14 protein-coding genes and 2 tRNA genes are annotated in these 15,896 nt (G+C 46.7%); 5 read left to right on the top strand and 11 right to left on the bottom strand.

Annotation, left to right across the window (positions count from 1 at the left end; all coding sequences use genetic code 11):
• Positions 1–13 precede the first annotated feature (13 nt).
• Positions 14–2,041, bottom strand: coding sequence for a BCCT family transporter (locus BQ5809_RS00485; RefSeq protein WP_003787343.1), 2,028 nt, complete (start codon positions 2,039–2,041; stop codon positions 14–16).
• Between the two features lie 290 nt (positions 2,042–2,331).
• Here BQ5809_RS00485 and BQ5809_RS00480 point away from each other — a divergent pair, with 290 nt between their 5' ends.
• Positions 2,332–2,649 carry a hypothetical protein gene (locus BQ5809_RS00480; protein ID WP_003787344.1) on the top strand — a complete coding sequence of 106 codons (318 nt, stop codon included), beginning with the start codon at positions 2,332–2,334 and terminating at the stop codon, positions 2,647–2,649.
• Positions 2,650–2,747: 98 nt separating this feature from the next.
• Positions 2,748–4,322 carry a bifunctional peptide-methionine (S)-S-oxide reductase MsrA/peptide-methionine (R)-S-oxide reductase MsrB gene (gene msrAB, locus BQ5809_RS00475; protein ID WP_003787346.1) on the top strand — a complete coding sequence of 525 codons (1,575 nt, stop codon included), beginning with the start codon at positions 2,748–2,750 and terminating at the stop codon, positions 4,320–4,322.
• A 78-nt stretch (positions 4,323–4,400) separates the two neighbouring features.
• Here the strand turns inward: msrAB and BQ5809_RS00470 are convergent, their stop codons facing one another.
• From BQ5809_RS00470 to BQ5809_RS00430, 9 genes are all read right to left on the bottom strand, one after another.
• Entirely contained in the window at positions 4,401–5,345 is a 945-nt protein-coding gene (locus BQ5809_RS00470; protein WP_003787348.1) for a class I SAM-dependent methyltransferase, read from the bottom strand.
• Between the two features lie 96 nt (positions 5,346–5,441).
• A complete protein-coding gene (locus BQ5809_RS00465) occupies positions 5,442–6,062 on the bottom strand; it encodes a LysE family translocator (protein WP_003787352.1) in 621 nt (206 codons plus the stop codon).
• Between the two features lie 6 nt (positions 6,063–6,068).
• The gene (locus BQ5809_RS00460) at positions 6,069–6,446 is read right to left on the bottom strand and encodes a hypothetical protein (protein WP_003787354.1); all 378 of its coding nucleotides are present in this window, start codon (positions 6,444–6,446) and stop codon (positions 6,069–6,071) included.
• 84 nt (positions 6,447–6,530) lie between these two features.
• Positions 6,531–7,148, bottom strand: coding sequence for an ATP-dependent Clp endopeptidase proteolytic subunit ClpP (clpP, locus tag BQ5809_RS00455; RefSeq protein ID WP_003787357.1), 618 nt, complete (start codon positions 7,146–7,148; stop codon positions 6,531–6,533).
• A 50-nt stretch (positions 7,149–7,198) separates the two neighbouring features.
• A complete protein-coding gene (locus BQ5809_RS00450; protein WP_003787359.1) occupies positions 7,199–8,032 on the bottom strand; it encodes an HlyC/CorC family transporter in 834 nt (277 codons plus the stop codon).
• Positions 8,033–8,071: 39 nt separating this feature from the next.
• Positions 8,072–8,584: an rRNA maturation RNase YbeY gene (gene ybeY, locus BQ5809_RS00445; RefSeq protein ID WP_003787361.1), complete on the bottom strand. Its 513-nt coding sequence runs from the start codon at positions 8,582–8,584 to the stop codon at positions 8,072–8,074.
• Between the two features lie 77 nt (positions 8,585–8,661).
• On the bottom strand, positions 8,662–9,873 hold the full coding sequence (locus BQ5809_RS00440) for an MFS transporter (protein ID WP_003787363.1): 1,212 nt from the start codon (positions 9,871–9,873) through the stop codon (positions 8,662–8,664).
• Positions 9,874–9,964: 91 nt separating this feature from the next.
• Positions 9,965–10,039 (bottom strand) — tRNA-Glu (locus BQ5809_RS00435).
• A 17-nt stretch (positions 10,040–10,056) separates the two neighbouring features.
• Positions 10,057–10,133, bottom strand: a tRNA-Arg gene (locus tag BQ5809_RS00430).
• A gap of 79 nt (positions 10,134–10,212) precedes the next feature.
• Here BQ5809_RS00430 and BQ5809_RS00425 point away from each other — a divergent pair.
• Positions 10,213–11,604 carry a 3'-5' exonuclease gene (locus tag BQ5809_RS00425; protein ID WP_003787364.1) on the top strand — a complete coding sequence of 464 codons (1,392 nt, stop codon included), beginning with the start codon at positions 10,213–10,215 and terminating at the stop codon, positions 11,602–11,604.
• Between the two features lie 70 nt (positions 11,605–11,674).
• On the opposite strand, the gene ppk1 is transcribed toward BQ5809_RS00425, so the two are convergent.
• Entirely contained in the window at positions 11,675–13,732 is a 2,058-nt protein-coding gene (ppk1, locus tag BQ5809_RS00420; protein WP_003787366.1) for a polyphosphate kinase 1, read from the bottom strand.
• 221 nt (positions 13,733–13,953) lie between these two features.
• On the opposite strand from ppk1, the gene argB reads away from it, so the two are divergent.
• Both argB and BQ5809_RS00410 read left to right on the top strand, forming a co-directional pair.
• A complete protein-coding gene (gene argB / locus BQ5809_RS00415; protein WP_003787371.1) occupies positions 13,954–14,844 on the top strand; it encodes an acetylglutamate kinase in 891 nt (296 codons plus the stop codon).
• Between the two features lie 281 nt (positions 14,845–15,125).
• Positions 15,126–15,896, top strand: coding sequence for a ferredoxin--NADP reductase (locus tag BQ5809_RS00410; RefSeq protein ID WP_003787372.1), 771 nt, complete (start codon positions 15,126–15,128; stop codon positions 15,894–15,896).

Below are 15,896 nucleotides of genomic sequence, written 5' to 3'. Positions count from 1 at the left end.
TTATGCGAAATGCTTATTCGCCCAATTCCGTTTGTTCATGCGCCATCAAATCTTGCCCTACATCACTCAACAGCGACAAATATCGCTCATAATGTTTCAGCATATCGGCAATCAATTCATTCTGACTCATATAACCCACATCGTAGCCAATGCGTCCATCAGAAAAATAAGTCGTTGGCACATAATCCGTTTCCTTTTGAATATTCGGTAAACGCTCATCAGCCACCAAATGCGGCGACACTTCACATGCCACCGAGCGAATGCCATACACAAAATCACGCATGGTTTCTTTTTGAATAATCAATTCCAACGCAGGCACATCATCATTAAACCGCTTATTCACTTGCGCGTGTAAGCCGTATTGATTGACCAATTCATTTTGCAATTGATACATCGCAGGCAAAGCGGTTTTCTTCAAAAAACGCAAAATATCTTGCTCTTCTGCTTGGCTCAACATATGCGACAAACGGTCGCGCCACTTTTCGCCCGTCCACATGGTTGCGCTGGGCGTGAATTTGGTGGAGAAATATTTATTGTCCGCCGCCAAACCTGTAAACAAACTCACACACATCAACAACATCAACACCGCAAATGGCAACGCCACAATCAAAGTCATGGTTTGCAAAGTCGCCAATCCGCCCGAACGCAGCAACACAATCGCTACCGCCGACATCAACACGCCCCACATTGCCGCTTGCCAGCGTTTCGCTGTCAAACTTTTGTCGCGAGAAGCAATATTATTCAACACATAAATGCCCGAATCCGCAGACGTAATAAAAAACAAGGCAATGCTAACCAACGCCATCACACTGGTTAAACCCGATAATGGCAAATAGTCCAAAAATTGAAACAGCAATTTTTCAGGCGCAGACGTGGCAGCCGACAACGCGCCATTTGCCACATTCGTATCCAACCAAATCGCGCTGTTGCCAAACACCGTAAACCACAAAATACAAAATATGCTTGGAATCACCAACACGCCAAACACAAATTCCCGAATCGTGCGACCACGAGAAATCCGCGCAATAAACAAGCCCACAAATGGTGCCCAAGAACACCACCAAGCCCAATACAACACCGTCCAACCTTGAAACCACTCTGTTTGTTCAGGCTGGTAAACATAGGTGCGGAAACTCAATGGAATCAACTGACTAAAATACATTCCCAAATTATCGCTAAATGCCGACAACAAATGCACCGTAGGCGCAGTACACAGTACAAACAACAACAAAGCAATCGCAATCAACAAATTGATTTCACTTAAAATTTTCACGCCCTTGCCCACGCCCGAAATTGCCGACAGCGTTGCCAACGTCATTACGACCGCAATCACGCCCACTTGCAGCGCGAAACTGTTTTCGCCAATCCAACCCAATTCCACCAAACCCGAACCCAGTTGCGCCGAGCCAAATCCCAGCGTTGTGATGATACCGAATAGTGTTGCAATCAACGCCACAATATCCACCACATCGCCCATTTTGCCGTTGATTTTGTCCTTCAAAAGCGGATAAAAACACGAGCGTAACGCCAACGGCAATTTATAGCGAAAACCAAAATACGCCAATGCCAACGCAATCATGCCGTACACCGCCCACGCATGAATGCCCCAGTGAAAAGCCGTGTGCAAAATCGCTTGTTGGCTGCGTTCGTGCAGGCTGCCCGAAACAATGCTGCTGTTGAAATGCGACAACGGTTCAGCCACACCAAAAAACATCAAACCCACACCCATGCCCGCCGCAAACAGCATTGCCATCCACGACATAAAGCTAAATTCGGGTTTTTCTTCATCGCTGCCGAGTTTGATTTTGCCCAAACCGCCCAGCGCGACAAACAACAGAAAAATTAAAAATAATGAAACCGAAAAAATATAAAACCAACTAAAATTTTGAAAAACCAATGATTTAGCTGTATTCAGAATGTGTTGTGTGCCGTTAGCCACGAATAATGTACACGCAACCAAAACCAACACGCTGATGAGTGTAACGCTCACCACAAATGGGTTGAACGATGAGTGTTTGTGCCAGAAATTTGTGTTTCTCATGGTCAAACTCCTTGTTTGATTAGATTATTTGAATGCTGCGGTGCAGCGCGAAATTTGATGAGATTTAACTCAAAATTGATAAGTATTTGATAATTATAACACAAAATCACAATTAAATAAAATTATGGATTTTTCCTTTTAAATTGAAGGAATTAAAGGCTGCCTGAAACCGTAAAAAAAGTAAATTTACGTTTAATTTCAGTAAAACAATTTGCTCGTAGAAAAATGATTTTGTTACTATTGAAACACTATTGTTACACCATAACTATTATTTCATAAAGGATAATTCCATGAAAAATTTATTAAAAAATATGTCCATTTTGGCGATTGCATTATCAGTGGGCGCGTGTGCTGGCGTAGATTGGACGCAAACCAGCTATGACTCAAGCCGCAAAACCAGTAACCATCGCGGTTTTGGTGATGACGTGATTGCGTCATTTGGTGGACTGGGTGGCGGCGCAAGTGTTCGCCAACAAAACGGCACATCATCGCAACAAAACAGCTCATTTTCCACACAATCACAGCGCGAACAAGGCAGCACGATGTTTGACCATCGCCACAATGAACAGCACAATTCTTCGCGTAGCGAGTCCACTTTTTCGTGGTAAGGTTTTTCAGGCAGCCTGAAAAATATTTACACTTCATTTTGTTAGATTTTGGCGCGAAAATCGTCTAATAAGCATACAAACAATAGGAGTCAATCAAGATGATTTTTTCTAAAAAATTTTGGCAACGAAGCGCGTTTTTTTCACTGGGCGTAGCAATCAGTTTTGCCACATTGCAAATTGCCACGCTGCCTGAAGCCCACGCCCAAACTGTTGCCGACAACGTAGCGCGTTTGCGTGATACACACAACCAAACAGGCAAAATCCATTTGCAAAATAATAAGCCCACTTTGGTGAAATTTTGGGCGAGTTGGTGTCCCTTATGTTTGTCGGAATTGGCGCACACCGAACAATGGGCGAGCAACCCTAATTTTCAGGCAGCCAATTTGGTTACGATTGCGTCGCCAAACTTTTTGGGCGAGAAACGCGATGGCGATTTTCAACAATGGTACGCAGGTTTGAATTATCCAAAATTGCCTGTTTTGGTGGACGCTGGCGGCAGCATTGCCAAGCAGCTGAATATTCAGGTTTATCCATCTTGGGCGGTGTTGGATAATAGCGGCAATGTGGTTCGGATTGTGAAAGGCAGCCTGAACGAGCAACAGGCGTTGGCTTTGATTCGAGACCCAAACGCAGAATTAGGCAGCCTGAAAACGAAATTTCATAAACCTACGGATAAAAAGGTATCTAGCACGATGAATATGAAAACGATTTATTTAGCAGGCGGTTGCTTCTGGGGATTAGAGGCGTATTTTCAACGCATTGACGGCGTGATTGACGCGGTGTCTGGTTATGCGAATGGCAACACGCAAAACCCAACCTATGAAGATGTATCGCGTCGCAACACGGGACACGCGGAAACGGTGCGCGTAACTTATGACGCGGATAAATTGAGTTTGGACGATATTTTGCAATATTATTTGCGCGTGATTGACCCAACCAGCCTGAACAAACAAGGCAACGACCGTGGCACGCAATACCGCACAGGCGTGTATTACACCGACCCTGCGGAGCGTGAAATCATCGCGCAAGCGTTGGCAAACGAGCAGCGTAAATTTAGCCAGCCAATTGTGGTAGAAAATGAGCCGTTGCGCCAATTTTTTGATGCGGAAGAATATCATCAGGATTATTTGATTAAAAATCCAAATGGTTATTGCCATATTGATATTCGCAAAGCGGACGAGCCTTTGCCCCACAAAGCGTCTGCGGTGCAACAAAAAGGTTTTGATTTGGCGACTTACCGCAAGCCAAGCGACGCGGAATTAAAACGCATTTTGACCGATGAGCAATATCGCGTTACCCAAAAAAGTGACACGGAATACGCATTCAGCCATGAATACGACCATTTATTTCAGGCAGGAATTTATGTGGATATTGTGAGTGGCGAGCCATTGTTTAGTTCCAGCGACAAATTTAATTCGGGTTGTGGTTGGCCAAGTTTCAGCAAACCGATTGAAGCGGCAGCGGTAACGGAACACGATGACAGTAGTTTTAATATGCATCGCGTGGAAGTGCGTAGCCGTGCGGCAGATTCGCATTTGGGACACGTTTTCCCCGATGGACCGCCTGAAAAAGGTGGTTTGCGTTATTGCATTAACGGCGCGAGTTTGAAATTTATTCCGTTGGAGCAAATGGATGCGGCAGGTTATGGCGAGTGGAAAAAATTTGTGAGATGAATAGTGATAAATGATAAATAAAGTGCAGGCTGCTTTTTGATGATGAAAAAGCAGCCTGCACTTTTGCCTAAATCGATATTATTTATGCCGAATTTCCCAACATTGATGAATTTTCTTATTGCGGAAATCTTCGGGAACGGATTGTTTACTCACGTCTTTAATCGCATATTTTTCCGCTAAATCATCGTCTAGCGTAAACGAGCGCAGATTATTGGAAAAATACAAAACGCCGTCTTTCGACAACAATGCCATTGCGCCGTTAATCAATTTTGCTTGGTCTCGCTGAATATCCAAAATATCCAACATTTTCTTGCTGTTAGAAAAACTTGGCGGGTCTAGTACGATTAAATCAAACTGTTTATTTTGTTTGACTGCGTCCGTTAAATATTGAAATACGTCTGCGCGAACAATTTGATGTTTGTCCAAATCCATGCCGTTTAATTGGAAATTGCGTTTTGCCCAATCCAAATAAGTGTTAGACAAATCAACGGTTTCACTGTAAACCGCGCCACCAGTTGCCGCGTAAACGGTAAAGCTGCCCGTGTAGGAAAACAAATTCAAAAAGCGCTTGCCTGCTGCCGTGTCGCCGACTTTTTTGCGCGTGTTGCGATGGTCTAAAAATAAACCTGTGTCTAAATATTTATCCAAATTCACCCAAAATTGGCGACCATTTTCGCGCACGGTAAAATCTTCGCCTATTGCGCCTGTTTTTTCGTATTGCGCTGTGCCTTTTTGTCTAGCACGTTGTTTTAAATGGATATGTGTGCGTTCAAATCCTGTTACAAATTGCACAGCTTCGCACACTTCGTCTAGCCAATTTTGGTAATCTTCGGGGTGCATGAGCCAGCCTGTGTCGTATTCTTGCAGGTGAATATGCTCGCCATACACGTCAATCGCAAACGGAAATTGCGGAATGTCTTTGTCGTAAATGCGCCATGCTTCTATGTTTTGGCGTTTTGCCCATTTGAGTTGGTGTTTTAGGTTTTTGCCTAGTCGGTTGATGAAATCGTTGATTTGCGACATTTTTTTCTTTCGGTTGATTCAAAGTGCAGGCTGCTTTTTTCTTCTTCTGTAAGAAAGGGAGTTATATCGTGTGCAGAAAAAAAAGCAGCCTGCACATTATTTAGACTGCCACACCAATTTCGCTGCCAGCAGCATAAAAATCGTGCCGCTGATTCGGTTCATGATTTGGCTAATGCTGGGTTTGTGGCGCAACCATTTGCCCAGTTGTTCGGCAAGTACAACCAGTATGATTGACCACGTTGTGCTAATCGCCAAAAAGGTCAATCCCAAAATAAAAAACGCGCTGCTGCTGGCGTGTGGTTGCACGAATTGCGGTAACAAGGTCAAAAAGAAAATCAAAATTTTGGGGTTGAGCAAATTGGTGATTAAGCCTTGTTGTATCAATTTAATGGGCTGGATTTTGGGTTGCAGGCTGCTTTGAAAATCCAGCGGTGGGCTGCGCCACATTTGTATGCCTAAATACACTAAATACGCCGCGCCGCCGTATTGGATTAGGTTAAACAGCGTGGGCGAATGGGCGATGATTTGCGCCAAACCGAGCGACACGGCGGTGATGTGTATCAGCAAGCCGAGTGTGATGCCAGCCAGCGATGCCAAACCTGCGCCACGACCTTGTGAAATGGTGCGCGTGATGATGTAAATCGTGTCGTTGCCAGGCGTGAGCGTGAGTGCGATAGACGCAATCACAAAGCCTGCAAAATTAATGATTTCGTTCATAGCGCGTTACCACCAAAATGGGTGATGCCAAGGATAAAATGGGTTAGGGCGGTCGTAGTAGCGTTGCATTTCGCGGATTTGTTGCTGGGCGATGTGGTTTTGCCATGCCATTTTGTAGCAGGCTTGGAATATGGGGTCGTTCACTTTTTCCACATAGCGCAGGCGAAAGGCTTGACGCGCTTTTTCATCGGCAGGTGGCGGCGATGTGAAGTATTCTTGCATCACGGCGGCGGTGGCTGGGTCGCATTGTGCCGCCAGTTGGACTTGTAGTTGCTGTTGATATTGCTTTTGCGCGGCTTCGCGTGCGGCTTGCTGTTCGGGCGTTAGGGCACAGGCGGCTAATAAGGTGCAGGCTGCTATTAGGGTTAAATAACGGAAATTCATGGGATTATCCTTATTTATGTGGATAACAATGTGCAGGCTGCTTGGTTTATCTATAAAAAGCAGCCTGCAATTTTCATTTACTATTTATGCGACTTCGTTGCGAGACGTAATCACCTTATCAATTAAACCATATTCCATCGCTTCTTGCGCCGACATGAAATTATCGCGGTCGGTGTCGCGTTCCACTTCGGCAAGGGTTTTGCCTGTGTGTTCTGCTAACATTTGATTCAGCTTTTCTTTTAATTTCAACAATTCACGTGCATGAATTTCAATATCAGACGCTTGACCACCCAAGCCACCACTAATCAACGGTTGATGAATCATCACGCGGCTATTGGGCAGGGCGAAACGCTTGCCTTTTGTGCCAGCCGACAGCAAAAACGCGCCCATGCTCGCCGCTTGACCCAAGCACAAAGTTTGCACATCGGGTTTAATGAATTTCATCGTGTCATAAATGCTCATGCCTGCGGTTACGCTGCCACCTGGGCTATTGATGTAAAAATAAATGTCTTTGTCGGGGTTTTCGCTTTCCAAAAACAGCATTTGCGCCACAACCAAATTGGCGGTTTGGTCGTTCACAGGGCCCACCAAGAAAATAATGCGCTCTTTTAACAGGCGTGAATAAATGTCAAAAGCGCGTTCGCCGCGTCCGCTTTGTTCAATCACGGTGGGGATTAAGGTGTTGTTTTGAATGTCTAACATAGTTCGTTCTCCATAAATAAAATCGTTAAAAAAGCAGCCTGCACTTTGCCTTACTGCTCGGTGTCTTTCAATCGCGTAACCATTAGCGTATGCAAACGGCGATTATCCGCTCGTGCCACGTTGAACAGCAAATCGCCCAATTGTACTTTTTCGCCACGAACAGGCAAATGCCCCAATTCGTGAATAATCAATCCGCCAATGGTATCCACTTCTTCATTGCTAAATTGTGTGCCAAAGTGTTGATTAAAATCGCTAATTTCGGTGGTGGCTTTAATACGCCAGCGTTCTGCCGACACAGCGGAAATATTGTCCGCGCTGTCGTCTTCGTCAAATTCGTCTTCAATTTTGCCGACAATTTCTTCAATCAAATCTTCAAATGTAACCAAGCCCGAAATGCCGCCGTATTCGTCCACTACAATCGCCATGTGGTTGCGTTGGCTTTGAAATTCTTTTAACAGCGTGGGCAGCGGCTTGCCTTCTGGCACAAACACGGCAGGGCGCAAAATGTGTTCCAGCTTAAAATTGTCGGCATTGGAAACGTATTTGAGTAAGTCTTTGGCGTGCAAAATGCCGATAACGTGGTCTTTGTCTTCGGCGATGACAGGAAAACGCGAATGCGCCGTGTCCACTGTGTAAGCAATAATCCGCTCAATGCTGTCGGTGGTTTTGAGTACGTCCATTTGGGCGCGGCTAATCATCACATCGCGTACTTGTTTTTGATTGAATTTTAACAAGTTTTCTTGTCGTGATAGCGTGTCGCTGTCAATCAAATCTTGCGCGTTGGCTTGGCGCAAAATGCTGAATAAATCGTCCAAATTATCGGGCGAATGACCCGAAACGCGTTTGAATAAGCGATTGATTAAACTGGGGGATTGAGTGTCCATATTATTTTTCTGTGTGGATTAAAGTGCAGGCTGCTTGGCTTATTGCTCGGCATACGGATTGGCAATGCGAAGTTGCGCCAATAATTCGGTTTCTAGCTGCTCCATTTGCTCGGCTTCATCGTCTTGAATGTGGTCAAAGCCAATCAAATGCAGTGTGCCGTGAATGACCAAATGCGCGAAATGGTCGTGCAGCGATTTGCCTTGCTCTGCCGCTTCTTTTGCCACGACTTGTGGGCAGATAATTAAATCGCCACGCAATATATTATCTTGTTCTACAAAAGAAAACTCGCCTTCGTTGTGGGCGAAACTCAATACATTGGTGGCGTAGTCTTTTTGACGATAATCGCGGTTGTATTGTCGTGCCGCTTCTTCGTCTAGCAGCACCAAAGACAGCTCGGCATAGCGATAAAAATTTTTGAGCGCGTGCCAAATCCATTGGTAAAACTGCTTTTCGCTGGGGACATCGTTTGCGCTGCTGTTGTTGATGTAGGCAAGCGCAAAGCGTTGTTGCTGCACGCGCAAAAAGGGGAAGTGTTTGGTTTGTTTTTTCATTATGGTTTACTTGATTGATTTGAGTGCAGCTATTTTAACACCAAAAGCAGCCTGCACTTTTGGGTTTATTGCATAGTCTATTGCATGGTCTGACGCAATGTTTTGGGCGATGAAGCAAACCATGCCAACGCGGTTTCAATCGCCATAAGTATGGTTAAGATGCCGAGCGATGCGTTCCATGTGCCGAACCAATCGTGCAAAAAACCGATGCCCAACGGCCCTAAACAGGCGATTAAATAGCCTACCGATTGCGCCATGCCCGATAAGGCGGCGGCTTCTTGTGTGCTGTCGGTGCGTAGCGCAAACAGCATCATGATAATGGAAAAAGTGCCTGATATGCCTGTGCCGAGTAGCAAGACCCAAAATAAGGTTTGCGATAGGGGGAGCTGCCAAATGCCTATCATACCCAATAAAATCAAGCTGGTTAGCAGCATTGTCCAGCCTTGTTTGTGGGAACTTTTTGGGAAAATGAATAGCGAAATCACAATGCTAATCAACGATGCGGCTTGAAAGACCGATGCGTACAAACCAGCCTGCACGGCAGTTGCGCCTTTTTCAATTAACATGGCAGGCAAGAAATTGGTAATAGAATAAAAACCGAGCGATTGTACGCCCATAAAAATGCTTATTGTCCACGCGGCTGGCAATCGCCAAACGTGCAGGCTGCTTGGATTGGGGTTGGCGTGCTCGGGTGTGGATAACGATGCAGGTTGGGCAAAGTGCGCCTGAAATTTTTGTTGCCACACAAGCCACATACACAATGCGCCCATGGCAGGCACAATCCATACGCCCAATGACCATTGCCAGCCAAATTGGTTAGCAAGCGGCATGGCAACGGCGGCGGCTAGTGCAGACGAAATAGACATAGTGATAGAAATCACGCCGATAACCAGCCCCACTCGTGTCGGCAAATCGCGTTTAGCAAGAGCAGGCAACAGAACATTACTCATGGCAATGGCAGCAGAAATAATCAACGTACCCAGCAATAAGAGTACGACCGAGGGCAGGGCGATGCGAACTACTAAACCCATTATTAACACCACAATAGAGCCAATCAACACGCGCTCCATGCCCCAACGGTTTGCCCAACGCGCTGCGAATGGAGAGAATACGGCAAAAGTGAGCAAAGGCACGGCGGCAATCACGCCCGACATTGTGCCAGATAGTGCTAATTCTTGGCTGACGGTGCTGACAACCGGCCCGAATGCGACCAAAGGTGTACGCTGAACAAATGCCATCATCATAATGGCGAGCAATAAAATAAGGATGGGGTGTTTTTTGATGTTCATTGCGCTGAATCCTTGAAGTTTCAAAAGCAGCCTGCACTTTTAATCAACATAAAACAAAACCCTGCTACAAACATAGCAGGGTTTTATAAACTGGCACGCCCACGGGGAATCGAACCCCGGTTACCGCCGTGAAAGGGCGATGTCCTAACCGCTAGACGATGGGCGCGGATAAAAAAGTTTGCGTGGCGCACCCGGAGCGATTCGAACGCCCGACCCTTTGGTTCGTAGCCAAATACTCTATCCAACTGAGCTACGGGTGCAGCAGCAAAGAACGTAATTCTATATACACCCAATTTGCTTGTCAAGCCTTTTTTGTATAAAAATAGGCGTTGTCGTATAATGTGCGTGATTTCTCAACCTTTCTTGATGATGATGAACTTTTCTGATTTGGCGCAATTTTTTGATACGTTGAATATGCCTGTGGTGATTTTGGATTTGGAAACCACAGGCGGTCATTTTGTGCAAGACCGCATTACCGAAGTGGCTTTTTTGCGCTTTTGGCAGGGCGATGTGCAACGTGTGAGCTATCTGGTTAATCCGCAAAAAGAAATTTCGCCGTTTGTGCAAAAATTGACGGGTATTGATAACCAAATGGTGCGCCGTGCGCCTGCGTTGGCAAAAATTTTGCCCGATTTGTTGCCTTTGCTGCGCGGTGCGTTGTTTATCGCGCACAACAGTCGTTTTGATTACACGTTTTGGCGCAACGAATGCCAACGCGCTGGTGTGGCGTTTGCGGCTTTGACTTTGTGTAGCGTGCAGTTGTCGCGCAAATTGTATCCTCAATATCATAAACATAGCTTGGATAGCATTATTGAGCGAAATGGTTTGATTGTGCCGTCTCGTCATCGTGCCATGGCAGATGTGGACGCGTTGGCGCAATTTTTGCAGCAGGCGTTGCAAGAGCATGGGGCAGGGGCGATGCGTCAGTGGATAGAGCAGTTGATGCAGCCGTGTCCGTTGCCTGAAAACGTGGCAACAGGCGTTTGCAAAGCGTTGAGCCGTGTAACAGATGGCTGTGGCGTGTCTATTTGGCGCGATGCAGCTGGCAATGTGGTCAATGTGTGGGCGCACGAACAGGCGTTTCGCGAGATTGTGCCTGCGTTACGCAAGCAGCCTGCATGGATAAAATTGGCGGTGTCGTTTGAATTTGTGCCAACCGTAGGCAGCCTGCACGCGGCGGTGTTGCGTTTGCAAACCATGCAGCAGTTGGGTTGCGAAGACACGGCGGCAACGGGGCGATATACGGTGCAATTTGTGTCGGAGCAGGGGCGTTTGCAAGCCAAAGTGCGCGCGTTGAGTGCAGGCTGCTTGACGCAGTTGTCGCATGGTTTGTTTGTGTATCCCAAGCAAGCCAAGCGCGTTTTGTTGGCGTGGGCAAAAAAATGGCATCTTTGTCCGACTTTGCTGGGCATTTTGCCAACGACTTTGCCTGCGAACGCGCCTTGCCCTGTGGTTGCCAGCGGTCAAACGTGTTCGCCTGCGTGTGAGCAGCAGGATTACGCTTTGCACGATGCGGAAGTGCAGGCTGCTTGGCACGATTTGCCTGTGTGCGATTGGGGTAAATGGCGGCGAGTCAAAATTGTGGAGCGCGATGATGTGTTGGCAAAACAAGAAAATTTTGTGGCAGAAAATGGCGCGGTGCAATGGAGCGATGGGCATTGGTATGCCGATAAGCAGATTTTGGATATTGTGAAACAAAAAATCAAAGCAAAAGCAGTGCAGGGCGAGTGAGTGGTTAGTTGTTTTGCATACAAAGCAGCCTGCACTTTGGGAAAGATAAAGTGCAGGCTGCTTTTTGTGTTTACTGCGCGTACCGCTGCAACAGCGTTTCTTGCAAACCAATCTGCTCTTGTTCCGAGCCAGCTTGAATGCGCGTGTAGCTGCCATCGCCGTGCATTTCCCACGCTTTAATGTTGTCGTGCAGCGCAAACGTCAAACCTTCTTCAATCACACGTTGTTTGAGTGCAGGCTGCTCAATCGGCGTGGCGGTTTCAATGCGGCTAAAAAAGTTGCGCCCCATCCAATCCGCGCTGGCAATGAACACGTCTTCCTTGCCTTCGTTGAAAAAATAATACACGCGCGAATGTTCCAGCAATCGCCCAATAATAGAACGCACGCGAATGTTGTCGGACAAGCCTGCCACTTGCGGACGCAACGCACACATACCGCGCACAATCAAATCAATTTGCACGCCTGCCGAGCTGGCACGATATAAGGCTTCAATCACTTGCGGTTCAATCAACGAATTCATTTTAGCGATGATCCGCGCAGGTTTGCCTGCTTGGGCGTTTTCGGTTTCACGCGCAATGTTGTCCATCACCATTTTGTGTAACGTAAACGGGCTTTGATACACTTTTTTTAATTTGTTGGCTTGACCTAACCCTGTAATTTCCATAAACAAAGTGTTGATGTCGCGCGTAATCGCAGGGTCGGCGGTGAGCAAGCCAAAATCGGTATAAAGCCGCGATGTGCCTTGATGATAATTGCCCGTACCCAAATGCGCGTAGGCGTGCAGGCTGCCTTGTTCGCGGCGAATCACCAAAGCCATTTTTGCATGAATTTTGTAGCCAAACACGCCATAAACCACATGTGCGCCTGCTTCTTCCAAACGCCGCGCCCATTTGACGTTGTTCGCTTCGTCAAATCGCGCCATTAATTCCACCACTACGGTTACTTGTTTGCCTGCTTCGGCAGCGGCAAGCAGCGCATCGGCAAGCGCAGAGTTTGTGCCTGTGCGATAAATCGTCATTTTAATCGCCACTACATCGGGGTCGTGTGCTGCGTCGCGGATAAATTTGACCACAGGCTCAAAACTTTGATAGGGGTGGTGCAACAAAATATCTTGCTTGGCGATTTCGTTGAGTAGCGATGAAGTTTTACGCAAATTTTTGGGATATTGGGCGCGATAGGGCGCAAATTTCAAATCGGCGCGTTCTACCATGTCGGGGACTGCCATTAAGCGCACCAAATTCACAGGGCCGTTTACTTGATACATATCGCGTTTGCTCAACTGGAATTGTTGTAGCAAAAATTCGCTGATGTGGGCTGGGCAGCTTTCGGTGATTTCCAAGCGCACGCCATCGCCAAAATCACGGTCGCGCAACTCGTTTTGCACCGCTTGACGCAGGTTGCTTAAATCGTCTTCATCTACCATTAACGCACTGTCGCGTGTGATACGGAATTGGTGGCAGCCTTTAACTGTCATGCCGCGGAATAATTTGTACACATATTCATGCACAATGGACGACAAAAACACAAAGCCGTGTTGGTTGTCGCACAATTCGGGTGGCAGCTTAACCACGCGCGGCAAAATGCGTGGTGCTTGTACAATCGCCATGCCCGATGCGCGTCCAAATGCGTCTTTGCCATCTAGTTCTACCACAAAATTCAATGACTTATTCAGCAAGCGCGGAAATGGGTGCGATGCGTCCAAACCGACTGGGGTCAAAATCGGCAACAATTCGCGGTTGAAAAAATCTTCAATCCATTCGCGTTGTGCGCTTGTCCATGTGCGGCGGCGGTAAAACACAATGTTTTCTTGTTCCAACGCTGGCAGTAAAACATCGTTGAATAATTGGTATTGTTCGTGGATAAGCTGTTGTGCTTCTTGGCTCACAATATCAATCGTTTCGGCTGAAGTTAAGCCCGAGTCTAGAATGAGATTGGGATTGGCGCGGTGTTCGCGTTTTAGGTATGCCAAACGCACTTCAAAAAATTCGTCTAGGTTGGAAGATACAATGCACAGGAATTTGAGTCGTTCCAAAAGTGGGATATTGGCATCTTGTGCTTGTGCCAAAACGCGGCGATTGAATGCGAGCAAGCTGCGTTCGCGACACAAGATTCGGTTGGATTGCGGCATAGTGTTTTGCGTGATGTGGTTGAGTGAAAACGCAATTATAACGCAAAAAGTGCAGGCTGCTTTTGTGTTTGATGATGTTGATGTAGGGTGTGCCATGCGCACCCTACGATTGTGTGATTTTTTGTTGTGCGCTGTAACACTGGATAAAATCTATCTGAAAGTTGCAGGCTGCTTTTGAAGTGTATAATGCACGATTTTATTGATTTTTTGAGAATGTCATCGTGTCTATTCAAACTGTATCCGCACAAGACAAAGCAGGGATTTTGTCCGAAGCCTTGCCCTATATTCGCCGTTTTGCAGGCTGCACCTTGGTCATCAAATACGGCGGCAACGCCATGACCGAACCGCACCTAAAAGAAGGTTTTGCCAAAGATATTGTGTTACTCAAATTAGTGGGGATTAACCCTGTTATCGTGCATGGCGGCGGCCCGCAAATCAACGAAATGCTGGAAAAGGTCGGCAAAGTGGGCGAGTTTGTACAGGGTATGCGCGTAACCGATACCGAAACCATGAACATCGTAGAAATGGTGTTGGGCGGTCATGTAAACAAAGAAATCGTGTCGCTGTTGAACGTACACGGCGGCAAAGCGGTGGGCGTTACAGGGCGCGACAACCATTTTATTCGCGCCAAAAAATTGACGGTGGACACGCCCGAACAAAAAGCGGTAGACATCGGACAAGTAGGCGAAATTGAAAGCATGGACTGCACGCTAATTCATCAAATGGCGGCGGCTGGCTACATTCCTGTGATTGCACCGATTGGTGTGGGCGAAAATGGCGAAGCGTTCAATATCAATGCCGATTTAGTGGCAGGACGCTTGGCGCAAGAACTCAATGCCGAAAAATTGGTGTTGATGACCAACATCACAGGCGTAATGGACAAACAAGGCAATCTTTTGACCAACTTAACGCCCAGCAAAATTGACGCATTGGTTGCCGATGGCACGCTGTCGGGCGGCATGTTGCCCAAAATCGCATCGGCATTGGAAGCTGCGCAAAATGGCGTGAAAGCGGTGCATATTATTGATGGCAGAGTGCCAAATGTGTTGCTGTTGGAAATCTTTACCGATAAGGGTATTGGTACGATGATTTTGGGCGATAGTTATAGTTAAAAAGCAGCCTGCACGTTACGACCACGCCATCATTCCTGCGTAGGCAGGAATCTAACGTAATATTTAAGTAATAGATGATAAATCTAAATAACTAAATCAGTTAGATAGATTCCCACCTGCGCGGGAATGACGGCAAATTAAGATTCCAGTTTTTGCAACGCAAGGCTAATTCGTATAGATGAAACCGTAATCCAGTATCAATAAAGTGCAGGCTGCTTTGATGGTATTGCATTTAACCCACATCGCGCCCCAAAAGCAGCCTGCAACCAGAAAGAAACACCATGACCAGCGAACAAAAATTCACCAGCGAAAAAGTCCTATGGGTCAAACGCCATAGCCCCAAACACCTAACCTTTGCCATGACGCGCCCCAGCAGCTACCGTTTTGCCGCTGGGCAATTTTCGCGTTTGGGCTTTCGCGAAGGGCAGGGTTATATTTGGCGCGCCTATTCGGTAACGTCTGCCGAATACGCCGATGAATTGGAATTTTTTGTGATTTTGATTGAAGGCGGCGCAATGTCGGCAAATTTTGCCAACTTGCAAGCAGGCGATGAAATTTTGTTGGACAAAACCGCACAAGGCTTTTTTATGCCACAGCGTTTTCCCGATGGGCAAGATTTGATTATGCTGTCCACAGGTTCGGGCATTGCGCCGTTTTTGTCCATGTTGCAGCAGCCCGAAATTTGGCAACGTTTTGAACATTTGGCGTTGGTGCATAGCGTGTCGCACCAAAACGATTTGATTTTCAACGATTTTATCGCCAACCTTGCCGAACACCCTTTGGTGGGCGAGTTTTATGCCAAATTGCGTTTTGTCCCCGTTACCACGCGCGAAACCGATGCCGACATGCTGCATTGCAGGCTGCCTGCTGGTTTGCAAAATGGACAACTTGCCCAAGCCATTGGTTTGCCATTTAATCCACAAACCAGCCGTTTTATGATTTGCGGCAACCCAGCCATGGTACAAGACACATTCAAAACGCTGCTGGAACAAGGCTTTGCCATGCACCGCAACAAATTGGCAGGGCAAATTATTTTGGAAAACGGATTTTGA

Source organism: Kingella kingae ATCC 23330, assembly GCF_900111845.1.
Classification (GTDB): domain Bacteria; phylum Pseudomonadota; class Gammaproteobacteria; order Burkholderiales; family Neisseriaceae; genus Kingella; species Kingella kingae.
This window is presented reverse-complemented; position numbering and strand designations above follow the sequence as displayed.

Coding starts and splice junctions, on each gene's coding strand:
- BQ5809_RS00485 (WP_003787343.1), bottom strand. CDS start 2,041: ATGAGAAACACAAATTTCTGGCACAAACACTCATCGTTCAACCCATTT.
- BQ5809_RS00480 (WP_003787344.1), top strand. CDS start 2,332: ATGAAAAATTTATTAAAAAATATGTCCATTTTGGCGATTGCATTATCA.
- msrAB (WP_003787346.1), top strand. CDS start 2,748: ATGATTTTTTCTAAAAAATTTTGGCAACGAAGCGCGTTTTTTTCACTG.
- BQ5809_RS00470 (WP_003787348.1), bottom strand. CDS start 5,345: ATGTCGCAAATCAACGATTTCATCAACCGACTAGGCAAAAACCTAAAA.
- BQ5809_RS00465 (WP_003787352.1), bottom strand. CDS start 6,062: ATGAACGAAATCATTAATTTTGCAGGCTTTGTGATTGCGTCTATCGCA.
- BQ5809_RS00460 (WP_003787354.1), bottom strand. CDS start 6,446: ATGAATTTCCGTTATTTAACCCTAATAGCAGCCTGCACCTTATTAGCC.
- clpP (WP_003787357.1), bottom strand. CDS start 7,148: ATGTTAGACATTCAAAACAACACCTTAATCCCCACCGTGATTGAACAA.
- BQ5809_RS00450 (WP_003787359.1), bottom strand. CDS start 8,032: ATGGACACTCAATCCCCCAGTTTAATCAATCGCTTATTCAAACGCGTT.
- ybeY (WP_003787361.1), bottom strand. CDS start 8,584: ATGAAAAAACAAACCAAACACTTCCCCTTTTTGCGCGTGCAGCAACAA.
- BQ5809_RS00440 (WP_003787363.1), bottom strand. CDS start 9,873: ATGAACATCAAAAAACACCCCATCCTTATTTTATTGCTCGCCATTATG.
- BQ5809_RS00425 (WP_003787364.1), top strand. CDS start 10,213: ATGTGCGTGATTTCTCAACCTTTCTTGATGATGATGAACTTTTCTGAT.
- ppk1 (WP_003787366.1), bottom strand. CDS start 13,732: ATGCCGCAATCCAACCGAATCTTGTGTCGCGAACGCAGCTTGCTCGCA.
- BQ5809_RS00410 (WP_003787372.1), top strand. CDS start 15,126: ATGACCAGCGAACAAAAATTCACCAGCGAAAAAGTCCTATGGGTCAAA.